15 protein-coding genes are annotated in these 14,878 nt (G+C 38.1%); all 15 read left to right on the top strand.

Annotated elements, in window-relative coordinates:
• Positions 1–30: 30 nt before the first annotated feature.
• The 15 genes from hisC (at position 31) to greA (ending at position 14,624) form a co-directional block, all read left to right on the top strand.
• A complete protein-coding gene (gene hisC, locus EFD62_RS13925) occupies positions 31–1,119 on the top strand; it encodes a histidinol-phosphate transaminase (protein WP_128706302.1) in 1,089 nt (362 codons plus the stop codon).
• A gap of 88 nt (positions 1,120–1,207) precedes the next feature.
• Positions 1,208–1,795, top strand: coding sequence for an imidazoleglycerol-phosphate dehydratase HisB (hisB, locus tag EFD62_RS13920; RefSeq protein WP_069195029.1), 588 nt, complete (start codon positions 1,208–1,210; stop codon positions 1,793–1,795).
• Between the two features lie 48 nt (positions 1,796–1,843).
• Positions 1,844–2,728, top strand: coding sequence for a phosphoribosylaminoimidazolesuccinocarboxamide synthase (locus EFD62_RS13915; RefSeq protein ID WP_069195028.1), 885 nt, complete (start codon positions 1,844–1,846; stop codon positions 2,726–2,728).
• An 82-nt stretch (positions 2,729–2,810) separates the two neighbouring features.
• Complete coding sequence (gene hisH, locus EFD62_RS13910; protein ID WP_069195027.1) at positions 2,811–3,452, top strand: imidazole glycerol phosphate synthase subunit HisH; 642 nt, start codon at positions 2,811–2,813, stop codon at positions 3,450–3,452.
• A 26-nt stretch (positions 3,453–3,478) separates the two neighbouring features.
• Positions 3,479–4,192, top strand: a complete 714-nt coding sequence (gene hisA, locus EFD62_RS13905) for a 1-(5-phosphoribosyl)-5-[(5-phosphoribosylamino)methylideneamino]imidazole-4-carboxamide isomerase (RefSeq protein WP_069195026.1) — start codon at positions 3,479–3,481, stop codon at positions 4,190–4,192.
• 12 nt (positions 4,193–4,204) lie between these two features.
• The gene (gene hisF / locus EFD62_RS13900) at positions 4,205–4,966 is read left to right on the top strand and encodes an imidazole glycerol phosphate synthase subunit HisF (protein WP_128706301.1); all 762 of its coding nucleotides are present in this window, start codon (positions 4,205–4,207) and stop codon (positions 4,964–4,966) included.
• 21 nt (positions 4,967–4,987) lie between these two features.
• Positions 4,988–5,650 (top strand): bifunctional phosphoribosyl-AMP cyclohydrolase/phosphoribosyl-ATP diphosphatase HisIE, encoded by a 663-nt coding sequence (gene hisIE, locus EFD62_RS13895; protein WP_069195024.1) that lies wholly within the window; start codon positions 4,988–4,990, stop codon positions 5,648–5,650.
• Positions 5,651–5,674: 24 nt separating this feature from the next.
• A complete protein-coding gene (locus EFD62_RS13890) occupies positions 5,675–6,838 on the top strand; it encodes an AlbA family DNA-binding domain-containing protein (RefSeq protein ID WP_128706300.1) in 1,164 nt (387 codons plus the stop codon).
• A 222-nt stretch (positions 6,839–7,060) separates the two neighbouring features.
• A complete protein-coding gene (gene groES / locus EFD62_RS13885; RefSeq protein ID WP_069195022.1) occupies positions 7,061–7,345 on the top strand; it encodes a co-chaperone GroES in 285 nt (94 codons plus the stop codon).
• 49 nt (positions 7,346–7,394) lie between these two features.
• Positions 7,395–9,032, top strand: coding sequence for a chaperonin GroEL (gene groL / locus EFD62_RS13880; RefSeq protein ID WP_069195021.1), 1,638 nt, complete (start codon positions 7,395–7,397; stop codon positions 9,030–9,032).
• Between the two features lie 219 nt (positions 9,033–9,251).
• On the top strand, positions 9,252–10,331 hold the full coding sequence (locus tag EFD62_RS13875) for a PilZ domain-containing protein (protein WP_069195020.1): 1,080 nt from the start codon (positions 9,252–9,254) through the stop codon (positions 10,329–10,331).
• A 35-nt stretch (positions 10,332–10,366) separates the two neighbouring features.
• Complete coding sequence (locus tag EFD62_RS13870) at positions 10,367–10,894, top strand: DUF6106 family protein (RefSeq protein WP_069195019.1); 528 nt, start codon at positions 10,367–10,369, stop codon at positions 10,892–10,894.
• A gap of 129 nt (positions 10,895–11,023) precedes the next feature.
• Positions 11,024–12,772 (top strand): glycosyl hydrolase family 18 protein, encoded by a 1,749-nt coding sequence (locus tag EFD62_RS13865; protein ID WP_128706299.1) that lies wholly within the window; start codon positions 11,024–11,026, stop codon positions 12,770–12,772.
• Between the two features lie 75 nt (positions 12,773–12,847).
• Positions 12,848–13,804: a hypothetical protein gene (locus EFD62_RS13860; protein ID WP_128706298.1), complete on the top strand. Its 957-nt coding sequence runs from the start codon at positions 12,848–12,850 to the stop codon at positions 13,802–13,804.
• Positions 13,805–14,147: 343 nt separating this feature from the next.
• Entirely contained in the window at positions 14,148–14,624 is a 477-nt protein-coding gene (gene greA / locus EFD62_RS13855; RefSeq protein WP_069195016.1) for a transcription elongation factor GreA, read from the top strand.
• Positions 14,625–14,878: the final 254 nt, after the last annotated feature.

Raw genomic sequence — 14,878 nt, 5'->3', positions numbered from 1 at the left:
TTACAGGACAAATAAAGGGGGGTATATACAATGATCAAAGATTTGGTAAGACCTGAACTGCAAAAATTGGTGCCATATGTTTCCCATCAGATTCCATACAGGATAAAGCTTGACGCAAATGAAAGTCCCTTTGAGCTTCCAGCGAGTATCAGCAAGAGACTGGAGGATTACTTAAAAAACGGACCGGGCTTGAATATATATCCTGACAACGAGTCTACTGAACTTAGAAAGACTCTTGCTAAGTATTGGAATGTTGATTCGGATGAGATTGTTGTGGGCACCGGCTCCAATCAGCTTATTCAACTGATAATAACGGTGTTTGTGGGGAATGGTGAAAAGGTGGTATATCCCTGGCCTACGTTCTCAATGTATAAAATAAATACTCTGATAGCAGGTGGCGTCCCGGTGGAAGTACCCCTTGATAAGGACAGGGATTTTTTGTTTGCTGTCGATGAGTTTATTGACACTGTAAATAGGGAAAGAGCCAAGGTGGTTTTCCTCTGCAACCCCAACAACCCTACAGGCGGAATGATTTCTCTTGAGGATATTGAAAGAATAGTGAAAGAATGCAGCAATTCAATTATTGTTGTGGATGAAGCATATGCCGAATTTTGCACCCAGAGCGCAGTATCTTTTGTAAAGAAGTATGAGAACCTTGTTGTACTGCGTACTTTTTCTAAAGCATATCTTCTTGCCGGAGCAAGGTGCGGCTATTCGATAAGCGGACCTGAGATTGCAAATGAGATAAATAAAATACGGCCCACTTATAATGTAAGCTCATTGACTCAGCTAATAGCCAAAATGGTATTTGAGGAACAGAAAGAAATGCAGGATAAGATACTTTATTTGATTGAACAGAGGGGTAATTTGGAGGATAGTCTTAGAAAGATAAAGGATGTATATATTTATCCTTCTTTTGCAAATTATATACTTATCAAGGTACCTGAGGCAGGCATAATAAGTAAGGAGCTTGAAAAAAGGGGTATATTAATTCGGGACTTTTCCAATGATCCGATACTTCATGACTGTATCAGAATAAGTGTGGGAACCAAGGAACAGAATGATATTTTCTTAAAGGAATTTTCCGACATTATTAATAGTTTTTTAAGAACATTATAGTTGCGATTTTCTATAGAAATGGTAGAATTAAAATAGCTTATCTGTTAGAAACGGATAGGAAGTGATTACAAACTTCGGAGGCAATTTGATGAGTAGGAAGTCTGAAATAATCAGAAAAACCGGTGAGACGGATATAACCTTGAGCATAAATATTGATGGTGCCGGCAAAGGTAATATCAATACGGGAGTTGGGTTTTTGGACCATATGCTTAATTTGTTTGCAAGACACGGTCTTTTTGACCTCGATATAAAGGCAAAGGGCGATTTGGAGGTTGATGCCCATCATACCGTAGAGGATGTGGGAATTGTACTTGGCCAGGCGATAAAACAGGCTCTGGGTGAAAAGAAATCCATCAGAAGGTACGGGTCTTCCTTTGTTCCTATGGATGAAACGTTGGCACTGGTTGCCCTTGACCTAAGCGGAAGGCCATATCTGGTTTTTGATGCGGAGCTAAAATGTCAAAAGCTCGGCAATATGGAGACAGAGCTTGTTGAGGAGTTTTTTAGGGCGGTTTCCTTTAATGCCGGGATAACCCTGCATATTAAAGTATTATACGGTACTAATACTCACCATATAATTGAGGCTATCTTCAAAGCCTTCGGAAGAGCCCTTGACGATGCTGCAAGGGAAGATGACAGGATTGAAGGAGTCATGTCGACCAAAGGGATATTGTGAATAAATTCACTATAAAAATATACATATTTAGTAAGAGAGGTTTTGAAAATGTTATTAGGAGACACAAATTTTATAGACCTTCCTTTATATATTAAAGGTAAGGTAAGAAATGTTTATGATTTGGGAGATAAACTATTAATTGTAGTTACCGACAGGATATCTGCTTTTGATGTGGTATTTCCGAACCTTATACCCAACAAGGGAAAGGTTCTCAATGGTATTTCCAATTTCTGGTTTGACTATACCAAGGATATCGTGGATAACCATGTTATAACTACCGATGTCAGCGAATACCCTGAAGGACTTTCAAAATTCAAGGAAGAGCTTCAAGGGCGTTCTATGCTTGTAAAGAAGATACAGATGATTCCGGCTGAATGCATAGTCAGAGGATATCTTGAGGGGTCTGGACTTAAAGACTACAAGGCAACCGGAAGCATATGCGGAATAAAGCTTCCGGAGGGACTAAGACAGGCCGATAAGCTTCCTGAGCCTATATTTACACCTTCTACAAAAGAATCGGAAGGTCACGACCAGAATGTATCCTTTGAAGGACTTTGTAATACAATAGGCACGGAGCTTGCCAACAAGCTTAGGGATATGAGTCTGGCATTATACAACAAAGCTAGCCAGTACGCAGAGAGTAAGGGTATTATTTTGGCGGATACTAAGTTTGAATTCGGTATTTTAGACGGAAAGATTGTATTGGGGGATGAGATATTCACACCTGACTCCTCTAGATTCTGGGATATGAAAGAGTATGAGCCCGGCAGAGCGCAAAAGAGCTTTGACAAACAGTTCTTAAGGGAATATCTTGAAACCATTGACTGGGATAAGAACCCGCCGGCTCCGGTTCTTCCCGATGATGTAGTGAAAAATACGGAACTAAAATATATTGAAGCCTATGAAAGGCTTACAGGCAATAAGCTGATATAACTTGAAACACTCCCCTTTCTTTTTGTTTGGTAAGGGGAGTGTTGGGTGTTTGTACTTAATTTTTTATTTGGAGTGAACAAATTTGATAGCAGTAATAGATTATGGAGTAGGCAATTTGAAAAGTGTCGAGAAGGCATTTCAATTTATTGGTTTTGAGGCTGAGACATCCTCGGATAAGGAGCATATTTTAAATGCAGATGCTGTAGTTCTCCCGGGAGTAGGAGCCTTTGGGGATGCCATGGATAGTCTTTCTAAAAGCGGTATGATTGAAGTAGTTCAAAAGGTTATCGAGAGTGGGAAACCGTTTTTAGGCATTTGCCTTGGCATGCAGCTTTTATTTGACTATAGTGAAGAAGGCGGAAAGAACAATAAGGGACTTGGGATACTAAAGGGGGCAATCAAACAGCTTCCCTTTGAGATGAATCTTAAGATACCTCATATGGGGTGGAATTGCCTGGAGCTTAAGAATAAGTCTCCGTTGTTTGACGGGCTTCCCCAAAAACCATATGTATATTTCGTTCACTCTTATTATCTTGATACAGATGATGAGGATATAGTTATTGCCAAAACCAATTATGGCATCAACTTCTCTGTTGCGGTACAGAAACAGAATGTTTTTGCTACCCAGTTCCATCCCGAAAAAAGCGGTGAAGTTGGACTTGAAATATTAAGAAATTTTGCGAACATTATACCTAATAATAAATATTCTTTGAAAGGTGCTTAGTATAACTTAGGAGGTTGTTGTAGATTATGATTATTTATCCAGCCGTTGATATTAAGGATGGAAGATGTGTAAGGCTTGTACAGGGAGAATTCAATAAGGTTACGGTTTATTCAGACAATCCTGTTGAGATGGGTTTGAAATGGGAACAGATGGGTGCGGAGTATGTGCATGTGGTTGACCTGGATGGAGCAAGAACCGGACATGCTCAGAATACTCCAGTCATAAGTGAAATGGCTGTGAAGCTGGGAATTCCTGTGCAACTGGGTGGAGGAATAAGGACTATCGAAGCGATAGAAACTCTCCTGTGCAAGGGAATTCACCGTGTGATATTGGGGACTTCGGCAGTTAAGAACCCCGAGCTGGTCAAACAGGCCTTAAAGACTTTTGAGGGTAGCGTTGTCATTGGAATTGATGCAAAAGACGGTATGGTGGCTATTGAGGGTTGGGCAAAAACCAGCGAATTTACAGCAGTAGGTTTTGCCAAGAAGATGGAGCAATTGGGTGCAAAGACCATAATATACACAGATATATCCAGAGATGGAATGCTGGAAGGTCCAAATCTTAAGGCTATGGAAGAAATGGTGAAAGCCGTGAATATAGAGATAATCGCTTCTGGAGGAGTCAGCAACTTGGAGGATATCAGGAATTTGAAGGATGTTGGTGTTTCCGGTGCTATCGTTGGAAAGGCACTATACACAGGAAGTCTGGACTTGAAGGAAGCTATAGAAGCAGCGAAATAAGGAGTGAGGCAAATGGTGACAAAACGAATAATTCCTTGCTTGGACGTTCACAATGGCAGGGTCGTAAAGGGTGTTAATTTTGTAAACATAAGGGATGCTGGAGACCCGGTTGAAATCGCTTCTATTTACGATAAGGCCGGTGCTGACGAGCTTACTTTTCTAGATATAACAGCTTCGGCAGATGCTAGAAGCATTATGATTGATGTGGTCAGAAGGGTTGCGGAGCAGGTTTTTATCCCCTTTACTGTAGGTGGGGGAATAAGAACGGTTGAGGACTTTCGGGAAATTTTAAAAGCCGGAGCGGATAAAATATCTATTAATTCTGCAGCGTTAAAGAGACCGGAGCTGATATCGGAAGCTGCATCCCGATTTGGAAGTCAGTGCGTGGTGGTTGCAATTGATGCGAAGAGGCGCGATGACAATTCCGGATGGGATGTATACCTTAACGGAGGAAGGGTCAATGCCGGAAGAGATGCGGTAGAGTGGGCTGTGGAGGCTGAGAAACTTGGTGCCGGGGAAATCCTTCTCACAAGTATGGACTGTGACGGTACCAAAAAAGGGTATGATATTGAGCTTACCAGAAAGGTGTCGGAAAGTGTAAAGATTCCAGTTATTGCATCGGGTGGTGCCGGGACCTTGGAACATTTCCGTGAGGCACTGGTGGAGGGGAAGGCTGATGCTGTGCTGGCTGCATCCCTGTTTCACTACAGAGAAATGGAAATAATGGATCTTAAGAAATATTTGAGGGAGAACGGAATAGAAATAAGAATGTAGATTGGATATGGAGGCAATAAAATGGGAAGTATTTTAGAAGAGATAAAATTTGATGATAGGGGTTTGCTTCCTGTAATTACACAGGATTATAAGACAAATGAAGTACTCATGATGGCATATATGAATGAAGAGGCGCTAAAGAAGTCCTTGGAAACAGGTAAGGTTCATTATTTCAGCAGAAGCAGAAATAAATTGTGGCTAAAAGGTGAGACTTCCGGCCATTTTCAGATCATTAAGTCTATAAATATAGATTGTGATGGAGATACGCTTCTCATTAAGGTTGAACAAGTTGAGGCGGCCTGTCATACAGGACATTATTCCTGCTTTTACAGAGAGGTCTCTGGGGATGAATTAAAGGAAACCTCCGATAAGGTTTTTGATGAGCAAAAGGTGTATGCAGCAGAAAATGCAAAGATACTTCAGGATGTATATGATGTCATAGTTGATAGAACCATACATCCTAAAGAAGGCTCTTATACGAATTATTTGTTTGAAAAGGGCCTTGATAAAATACTGAAAAAGGTTGGAGAAGAGACGGCAGAGGTTATTATCGGAGCAAAGAATAAGGATAAAGGTGAAATTGTATACGAAATATCCGATTTGATCTATCATCTCCTTGTTTTGATGGTGGAAAGAGGAGTTAAGCTTGAAGATATCTATGAAGAGCTGAAAAAAAGAAGATAGGATAAGTATCGCGGAGGAATAGCAATGGACTGCTATAAGCTAAAGCGCTTGCTGAAAAAGGAAGAAGGTCCTAAGATTGACTTTAAGGCAGCGCTTAATTTATCCACTGAAGGTGAGAAAAAGGAGCTTACCAAGGATGTTATTGCCATGGCCAATTCCAGGGGCGGGCGAGGATACATTCTCTTGGGCATTGAGGATAAGACCAAAAAAATATTGGGAATTGATCCTAAAGGGTATAAAGAAGAGCAGATTCAGCAGATAATTTATAACCGCTGTGATCCCCCTGTGCCGATATCGGTAGACTTTGTTCAGTTGGAGGGCAAAACAGTGGGGGTTATTACTGTCTATAAAAGCAGTCATAAGCCCCATCAGATGATACAGAATGGAGCCTTCTACATAAGGAGAGGTTCAACCACCGATATAGCCAGGAGAGGTGAAATCGCAAATCTATTTCAGGAAAACGGTCTTATGACCTATGAGACAGTGATACTGAAGAATTTAGGCATGGAGGAATTGGATTTTACTCTTATTAAAGACTACTTTAAAACACTAAATGTCATTAGTGACAATCCTAGCGACCTTATCCTTGAGGCACTGGGTATAATTGGGCAAAAGTCCGAGACAGAGAAATATCACCCAACTATAGGAGGATTGCTGTTGTTCGGGAAAAATCCTTCCTTATATCTTCCGCATGTCTATATAAAAGTAGTTTGCAATGGAGAGACTCGAATGTTTTTCGGGAATATATTAAAAATGCTCGATGATGTATCCGGTTATATGAGAAGTATAATAAAAACGGAACGATATCCCTTTAATGCCTTAGAAGAGGTAATCGCCAATGCTCTTGTTCATAGGGACTATCTGGATGTAACAAAGGGAATTGTGATAACAGTTACAGAAAAAAATATTGAGGTCAGCAACCCTGGTGCTCTTATTGCCAATAACAGCGTCTACAGTTTTTCAAGAGAGAATAATCCCGATAGACGAAATCCATGGCTGTATCAAAGGCTTCTGACTTTGGATCCCAAAAGGAGATTTATGAAGTCGGGGTTGGGAATGAAGCGGGTTAAAATATCCTTTAAAGAGATAGGGACAGTTAAATTTATAAATATTGGTTCCCAGAATTTGTTTAAGGTGCTTTTGCCAATTGAAGCAACACAGGGGGTAAATATTGATACAAAGAGTTGATTATCAACGAAAAAATGAGGAAATTAATGAATTAGGGATGTATTTATCGGCAATTGGCTCCTATCCCCGTAAAACGATAAAATTTAGGAAAAATGCATGTTTGATAACAAAATGGGTAATATAATAATATTATATTTGTGATTAGCACTCACCTTTGGTGAGTGCTAATAAATGAATACATAAACCAAGTTTAAATAAAAAATTCAAAGAGGAGGTACTTATATGAATATTAGACCATTAGCAGACAGAGTAGTTGTTAAAATGGTAGAAACTGAAGAAACAACAAAAAGCGGTATTGTTTTACCGGGTTCAGCCAAGGAAAAGCCACAGGTGGCTGAAGTTGTTGCAGTAGGACCTGGCACAATCGTAGATGGAAAAGAAGTTAAGATGGAAGTAAAAGTCGGAGATAGGGTTATAATGAGCAAGTACGCTGGCACAGAAGTAAAATTTGACGGACAGGAGTATACAATCCTCAAACAGAGCGATATTTTGGCGGTAGTTGAATAATTGCCTTATCAATCTAGTTACAAAAAGTATACCTTAAGGAGGTTATTATATGGCAAAGGAAATAAAGTTTGGTGAAGAAGCAAGAAGAGCGCTAGAAAGAGGCGTTAATCAGTTAGCAGATACAGTAAAGGTTACCCTTGGACCTAAGGGAAGAAACGTTGTACTTGATAAGAAATTTGGCTCACCGATTATTACAAATGATGGTGTAACCATTGCTAAAGAAGTTGAGCTTGAAGATGCATTTGAAAATATGGGTGCACAGCTTGTAAAAGAAGTTGCTACAAAAACTAATGATGTTGCCGGTGACGGTACTACAACAGCAACACTTCTGGCACAGGCTATAATCAGAGAAGGACTTAAAAACGTTGCTGCCGGCGCAAATCCTATGGTGCTGAAAAAAGGTATAGCAAAAGCAGTTGATGCAGCAGTTGAAGGTATTAAAGAAGTAAGTCAGAAGGTTAAGGGAAAAGAAGACATTGCAAGGGTTGCTTCAATTTCCGCTAATGACGAAGTTATCGGTACATTGATAGCCGATGCTATGGAAAAGGTAACAAATGATGGTGTTATCACTGTTGAAGAATCAAAGACAATGGGTACAAACCTTGAAGTAGTTGAAGGTATGCAGTTTGACAGAGGATATGTATCACCTTACATGGTTACTGATACTGAAAAGATGGAAGCTATTCTCGATGATCCATATATCCTCATTACAGACAAGAAAATAAGCAATATACAGGATGTTCTTCCATTGCTTGAACAGATAGTTCAACAGGGTAAGAAACTGGTTGTTATTGCTGAAGATGTTGAAGGTGAAGCTCTTGCAACACTCCTTGTAAACAAATTAAGGGGAACATTTACATGTGTTGCTGTTAAGGCACCGGGCTTTGGTGACAGGAGAAAAGCTATGCTTGAAGATATAGCAATTCTCACCGGTGGTCAGGTTATAACATCCGATCTCGGTCTTGAACTCAAAGATACTACTGTTGAACAACTTGGTAGAGCAAGACAGATCAAGGTTCAGAAAGAAAATACAATTATCGTTGACGGTGCAGGAAGCGCCAGCGAAATTCAAAAGAGAATTGCATCAATTAAATCTCAAATTGAAGAGACTACATCGGATTTTGACAGAGAAAAACTGCAGGAAAGACTTGCAAAGCTTTCTGGCGGCGTAGCTGTAATCCAGGTTGGTGCTGCAACTGAAACAGAAATGAAGGAAAAGAAATTAAGAATAGAAGATGCTCTTGCTGCTACAAAGGCTGCTGTTGAAGAGGGAATAGTAGCAGGTGGAGGAACAGCTCTGATAAATGTTCTTCCAAAAGTTTCGAAGATTCTCGAAACTGTAACAGGAGACGAAAAAACTGGTGTACAGATAATTCTCAGAGCTTTGGAAGAGCCGGTTAGACAAATTGCTGAAAATGCAGGTCTTGAAGGTTCTGTAATAGTTGAAAAGCTGAAGGCTAGCGAAGTAGGCGTAGGATTTGACGCCCTTAACGAAAAATATGTTAACATGATTGAAGTAGGAATTGTTGACCCTGCAAAGGTAACAAGATCAGCTCTTCAAAACGCTGCATCAGTTGCTTCAATGGTGCTCACTACAGAAAGTGTTGTTTCCGATATTCCTGAAAAAGAAGCTGCTCCTGCAGGAATGCCTGGCGGAATGGGCGGCGGAATGGGCGGAATGTACTAATTTAAACCGCGTCACAAATGTCAGTAACAAGGGGAGATCCTTAAATAAAGGGTCTCTCTTTATTATTTATACCTTATAAAACCCACAAAATGCTGCCTAATATTTACAGAGTATTGAACTTATTTCATAAAAGATATAAAATATATAGTATAAGCAATTCGGTTCATATCATGTTAGTTGTCTTGCGTTCAAATCATTTTCTACAAAAGGAGATTTATTATGAGTGTTATTTCCGTAAGCAGAGAAGAATTATTTAGTATCATGCAATATACTAATCTTGTACGCGTAAGATTCGAAACCGATGATGTATGGACAGTACTTCCGATATTATATGCCAGTGAAGACCAGGTGGATGTTTTGGTTGATGCTTCAAAGACTGCCCTGTTGGAAGATGATGGAAGTAGAGCTGTTATAAAATTTCAACGCAAGGGATATGAATACATTATAAATGGGCATATTGACGATAAAAGCAAGGATGCTCCTGTGACAGTCACTATAAAATACACGGATGCAAAAAAGTACTATAACTTAAGAAAACATATAAGATTTGATATTGATATGAAATCCGGAATAAAAGAAAGGGAAGACGGTTCAAATAAAAATGTGAATCAAGGACAAAAATGTGACAGCCTATGGACGGAGGCCACGATTAAAAATATAAGTAAAGGCGGTGCAATGTTTATTTCCAATACGAAATTGGATTTTGACAGCACAATTGATATCAAACTAAATTTTGACTCGTCCGGAGGAATTGTTGCATCTGCGAAAGTATTAAGGGTATCGGACTATAAAAACGGTGAATTTGGCTATGGAGTGCAGTTCATTGATATGGATAAAAACGATAGGGATATTTTAAATGCCGAGATATCAAAGTATGAGGACAAATATTTTGAGTCATTGACTACCCTTAGAGAATTCAAAAGAATTTCTGACATGAGGTTTGATACTAAAATTGTAATATTCAGTTCGGATGTTGATGAAAGCTATGATATCAGGGAATCACTGATAAAACTTGGAGCGGAGAATTTTGATGTAATAAATAACTTTAAGTTCTATTTTGACTACCTTACAGAGGAAAAACCAAAGCTGGTAATAGTTGATACAAACACATTGGATGATGAAGTTGTCAATACGATAAAAAATATAAAAACGGATTTTTCCGATATGCAGGTTCAGCTTATTCTGCCTATAGAACTTATGGAGGAGGGTATTCTCAATACCCTTGCAAGTGAAGATGAAGTTTTGTTCAAGCCATTGATTTATAATGAGTTTGAAGATAGAATTATAAAGTATCTTTAAATTGAATTATTTTATATTTATTTGGGAGGATGGAAGTGGATATATTTTTAGAGAAAATAGTAAAAAAGAAGAGGGATGCTAGTGATGTCTTGATTATCGGCGGCTCAATAACTTTGGCTATTATTTTAATTGCAGCAATAATAGTTTTATTAGGGCCTTACGGGACATCCCTGTTGATTTCTGCAGCGATAATATATTTAACCTATTTGATTATTACATCAAGAAGAATAGAGTATGAATATGCGTTTACCAATGGAGAACTTGATATCGATAAAATAACCAACAAAAAGAAGAGGAAGAATCTCATAAATTCAAATTGCAGAGAATTTGAGATTTTTGCGAAAGCAGATTCCGATAAGCTGAGCAGCTACGTTGAAGAAATAAAGGATAGGATAATGGCTGTTAGCTCTCTAGATTCTGAGGACATCTATTGCTTTGTTGTAAATAAAAAGAGTGATGAGGATGGCAGGACACAATCGACAAGAGTGATAGTCTTTTTTGAGCCAAATGAAAAGATGTTGAAATCCATTAAAACGATGATACCGCGAAAGGTATTTGAGTAGTTTGCATGCTAGTGAATATTGGCGAAAAAGGGAGTCAAATCGGACTTCCTTTTTTTATTTAGTGTCGAATTGATAATTTTATTGTATAATGTTAGATAAATGACTATTTTGTGATTATGGGGGAACAAAATGAAGAAGAAAATTATAGGTTGCTTTGTGATTGTTCTTTTATTGGCGTTGGTGGCTATAATTCCAGTGGGATATTACCTTTATTTTAAACCCAATGATAATGTGGTTCCTGCCTTTTTGGAGGGGGAATTAGTTTTGTTGGTTGAGGGTGATCGAGTAGTTTCAAAGAACGGCCCGAAGCTGATGGAAGGTGAGATACTTCTTCCTTTTGATGTTGTAAAAGAGTATTTTGATCCTCATATTTTCTGGGACGAGGCTTTAGGGAAGGTCACCATAACCACGAAGGATAGAGTAATAAGGATGAAGACGGATAATCTCAATGCAATTGTCAATAACGAGCCAATAACTCTAAATATACCTGTGACGGTGGAAAATGAAGTGGTGTATATCCCTATCGAGTTCCTGGCCGAATTCTATGGCATTGAGGTATCCTACATCCAAGAAAGCAACGTCATTATTATCGACTATAAAAACAGCATAAGACAGATAGCTGAGCCAATTCAACCCGAAGCGGTTGTGAGAAAAGGACGTTCCATACGCGAACCTATTATAAGAAAGTTTGATTTAACTTCTGGTGGGACTTCCGAAAATACTCTCAGAATATTTGAGGAGTATGACAAATGGTACAAGGTCAGAACTTGGGATGGCGCTATTGGATATATTGAAAAACGTTTTGTTGTTGTCAAAAGAATGATTGTAGAGGAATTTTTGGAGCAAAAAGATCCGAAACCTGCATGGATGCCTCCAAAGGGCAAGATAAATCTTGCTTGGGATATGATATATTCAAGAAGAGAAGACCATGCGTCTTTGGGGGAGATGAAAGGGCTTGATGTCATCTCCCCTACATGGTTTCAGGTGAAAAATGATAAAGGAGAGTTAATCAACAGAGCGTATTCAAAGTATGTTGATTGGGCCCATGGCGAAGGTTACCAGGTGTGGGCTCTCTTGAGCAATGACTTTACTGACACTGATATGACAAGCAGGTTGTTAAACAATACGGATGCAAGGGACAACCTTATCAAGGAAATATTGGCGTATGCGGCACTGTACAAGCTTGATGGCATTAATATTGATTTTGAAAATATGTATAATTCGGATAGAGATGTTTTTACACAGTTTGTCAGAGAAATTTCTCCGTTGTTGAGGGAGCAAGGACTTGTGGTATCTGTAGATGTCAACGATATAAAATGCTACGATAAAAGGGCATTGAGCCAGCCTGTAGATTATATAATGTATATGTCCTACGACCAACACTGGAGTACAAGCCCTGTAGCGGGTTCGGTAGCACAGGTTAGCTGGCAGGAAAAAATATTGAAAAGGGTTCTTGAAGAGGAAGGAGTACCGAGGGAAAAGCTGCTCTTGGGTATTCCGTTTTATACCCGGCTATGGAAAGAGACGACTGATGCATCCGGCAAAAAGAAGCTGACAAGCAGTGCTCTTACAATGAAGCAAGCAAAAAACAACATTATAGAGAACAAAGCAAAAGTGGAATGGGATGAGGAAAGTGGGCAGTTTTACGCCGAATATACTAAAGATAACACATATTATAGGCTTTGGCTTGAAGATGCCAATTCAATTAACTTAAAAGCATCCCTGGCCCAAAAATATAGGCTTGCAGGTACATGTGCATGGAGCATTTATTTTGTATCTGAGGATATCTGGGATGTATTGAACAGGAATCTCAAGGAAATAGAGAGTTACCAAGAGTGGTTGAATCAAAACCGGGATAATCAATATAAATTTCCTTGATTAGTACGAATATTTGGCTTCTGTCACAAATAGGATGATATAAAACCTGTTTAAAAGAAGGTATGTGATACTTAAATGAGTAATATAGGTTTGATGCTATTGTGTCACGAGAAAGAAGGTACAAAAAAGAATTTAATTAAAAATATATTCAATATATTGAGAAGACTTTTAAGCTCAAATCTCCCCGATGGAGCAATCAAGAAAGCAGAGCTTTATGACGAATTTAATATTTTTACGGTGAGACTGCCCTATAGATTGAGCGAACTTAAAAAACCAAACTTTTTTACGATGCACAGACTAAAAAAGATTATTCGGAAACTGTGTTCGGATTACTCCATTGATAGGTGCTTTTTTCCCGGAAGTATGCCCGAGGAATTAGATATTGACTGCTGTATTAAAAATCCTTTCTCGGGGTATTTTATTTATACAGCAATGCTGGTAAATATTTTGAAGATAATTTCAGACAGAAAGGGTAAGGATATAAGGGGGCTTAGTGTGGCAATTATCCATGGTAGAGGCCATGATCTTTTATATTCATATATTAAGCTCTTATCAACTCTTTCAAAGTATTTGACGATAATAACACACGAGAAGGATAATGTTGAAAAAATAATTGATGATATCTTTGAAGAGACAGGTTTGTCGGTGAGGGTAACAGACAGTGTGGCAAGCGGCATAGAAGATGCTGAAGTTATTGTGAATCTAACTGATTTATGTGATTTTAATATTTCTAAAAACATAAAATCCAATGCATCGGTTATAAATTATGGAAGTGTTAAGACAGATAAAATAGAGTTTTCAGATATAATAATTAATGATATTGACATCATCCTACCGAAGAAGTTTGAGGAAATGATGGGCAAAGATGTGTATAAATTTTATAAAAAAGCCGAATTGGCAGAGATTATTTTATTAAACAAGCTTGAAATTGGAACATACGCAATTGGAAACAGTGCTGATTATACTGTAATAGATAATCTTTCAAGGCAGTTTCAAAACGATGGATTTAAGCTTATTCCAATTATTAACTGATTTGTATTGAGAAAAACTTTTTTTCTTGGTAGGTTATTGACAATATTAGTTTAGTGGTCTATAATGAATAAAAATTGACTTAGATAAATCGCATTTATGAATTAATTGCTGTTATAGCGGTTTATGATATTAGGCGGTTCTGATTATACTGGTTCCATTTCATTCGTACTATTGATAGAAGTAATTTTATATTGCTTTTATATTCGTGGTTCTATAGCTTAGCTAAAGGCGCTGTTATACCATTTCGGTGCTGTTTATATTTCGAAAATATCAATTTTAGAATAAATAAGAAGGAAATGCATATATTATCAACACGAAATTCTAAGTAAAGGAGAGGCTTCAAATGGTAAATAAAGAAGTTGTTCTAACATATGAGGGATTGCAAAAGTTGGAACAGGAGCTGGAGAATTTAAAGACTGTAAAGAGAAGAGAGGTAGCAGAGAGAATTAAACAAGCTCTTTCATTTGGTGATATATCTGAAAATTCCGAATATGACGAAGCAAAGAACGAACAGGCATATATAGAAGGAAGGATATTTCAACTTGAGAATATGCTGAAGAATGCTAAAGTTATAGATGAAGACGATATAAAAACAGATGTAGTAGGTATAGGTTCTAAAGTTACTGTTTTGGATATGGAGTTTGATGAAGAGGTTGAGTATTATATAGTTGGTTCTACGGAAGCAGATCCTGCCCAATTCAAGATTTCTAATGAGTCTCCTGTGGGAAAGGCACTTATTGGGCAAAAGGTAGGCGGCGTTGTTGAGGTTTCAGTGCCTGATGGCATTATTAAGTTTAAGATTTTAGGAATCAATAAGTAATTGAATATATCTTGTAATATTAATTTGAATTAATATATAATTTAATTAATATATAATTTAATTAATATATAATTTAAGTTAGCATATTATTAATAACAGTTTACATGAAGTGTAAGCTGTTATTTTATTGTCTTTATGAATACCACCTGCTATGCAGGTGGTTCCAAAAAGCTTATAGCTATGAGTAGATAAAAATACCTCCATTTGCTAAAATATAGCGGGTTTAGCCGACCGCATAAATAGCAAAAGGAGGT

The organism is Acetivibrio mesophilus, from assembly GCF_004102745.1.
In the GTDB taxonomy this organism is placed as follows: domain Bacteria; phylum Bacillota; class Clostridia; order Acetivibrionales; family Acetivibrionaceae; genus Hungateiclostridium; species Hungateiclostridium mesophilum.
This window is presented reverse-complemented; position numbering and strand designations above follow the sequence as displayed.

What these genes read in the sequence shown, in the direction of transcription:
- hisC (WP_128706302.1), top strand. Translation starts at nt 31, where the DNA reads ATGATCAAAGATTTGGTAAGACCTGAACTGCAAAAATTGGTGCCATAT.
- hisB (WP_069195029.1), top strand. Translation starts at nt 1,208, where the DNA reads ATGAGTAGGAAGTCTGAAATAATCAGAAAAACCGGTGAGACGGATATA.
- EFD62_RS13915 (WP_069195028.1), top strand. Translation starts at nt 1,844, where the DNA reads ATGTTATTAGGAGACACAAATTTTATAGACCTTCCTTTATATATTAAA.
- hisA (WP_069195026.1), top strand. Translation starts at nt 3,479, where the DNA reads ATGATTATTTATCCAGCCGTTGATATTAAGGATGGAAGATGTGTAAGG.
- hisF (WP_128706301.1), top strand. Translation starts at nt 4,205, where the DNA reads ATGGTGACAAAACGAATAATTCCTTGCTTGGACGTTCACAATGGCAGG.
- hisIE (WP_069195024.1), top strand. Translation starts at nt 4,988, where the DNA reads ATGGGAAGTATTTTAGAAGAGATAAAATTTGATGATAGGGGTTTGCTT.
- EFD62_RS13890 (WP_128706300.1), top strand. Translation starts at nt 5,675, where the DNA reads ATGGACTGCTATAAGCTAAAGCGCTTGCTGAAAAAGGAAGAAGGTCCT.
- groES (WP_069195022.1), top strand. Translation starts at nt 7,061, where the DNA reads ATGAATATTAGACCATTAGCAGACAGAGTAGTTGTTAAAATGGTAGAA.
- groL (WP_069195021.1), top strand. Translation starts at nt 7,395, where the DNA reads ATGGCAAAGGAAATAAAGTTTGGTGAAGAAGCAAGAAGAGCGCTAGAA.
- EFD62_RS13875 (WP_069195020.1), top strand. Translation starts at nt 9,252, where the DNA reads ATGAGTGTTATTTCCGTAAGCAGAGAAGAATTATTTAGTATCATGCAA.
- EFD62_RS13865 (WP_128706299.1), top strand. Translation starts at nt 11,024, where the DNA reads ATGAAGAAGAAAATTATAGGTTGCTTTGTGATTGTTCTTTTATTGGCG.
- EFD62_RS13860 (WP_128706298.1), top strand. Translation starts at nt 12,848, where the DNA reads ATGAGTAATATAGGTTTGATGCTATTGTGTCACGAGAAAGAAGGTACA.
- greA (WP_069195016.1), top strand. Translation starts at nt 14,148, where the DNA reads ATGGTAAATAAAGAAGTTGTTCTAACATATGAGGGATTGCAAAAGTTG.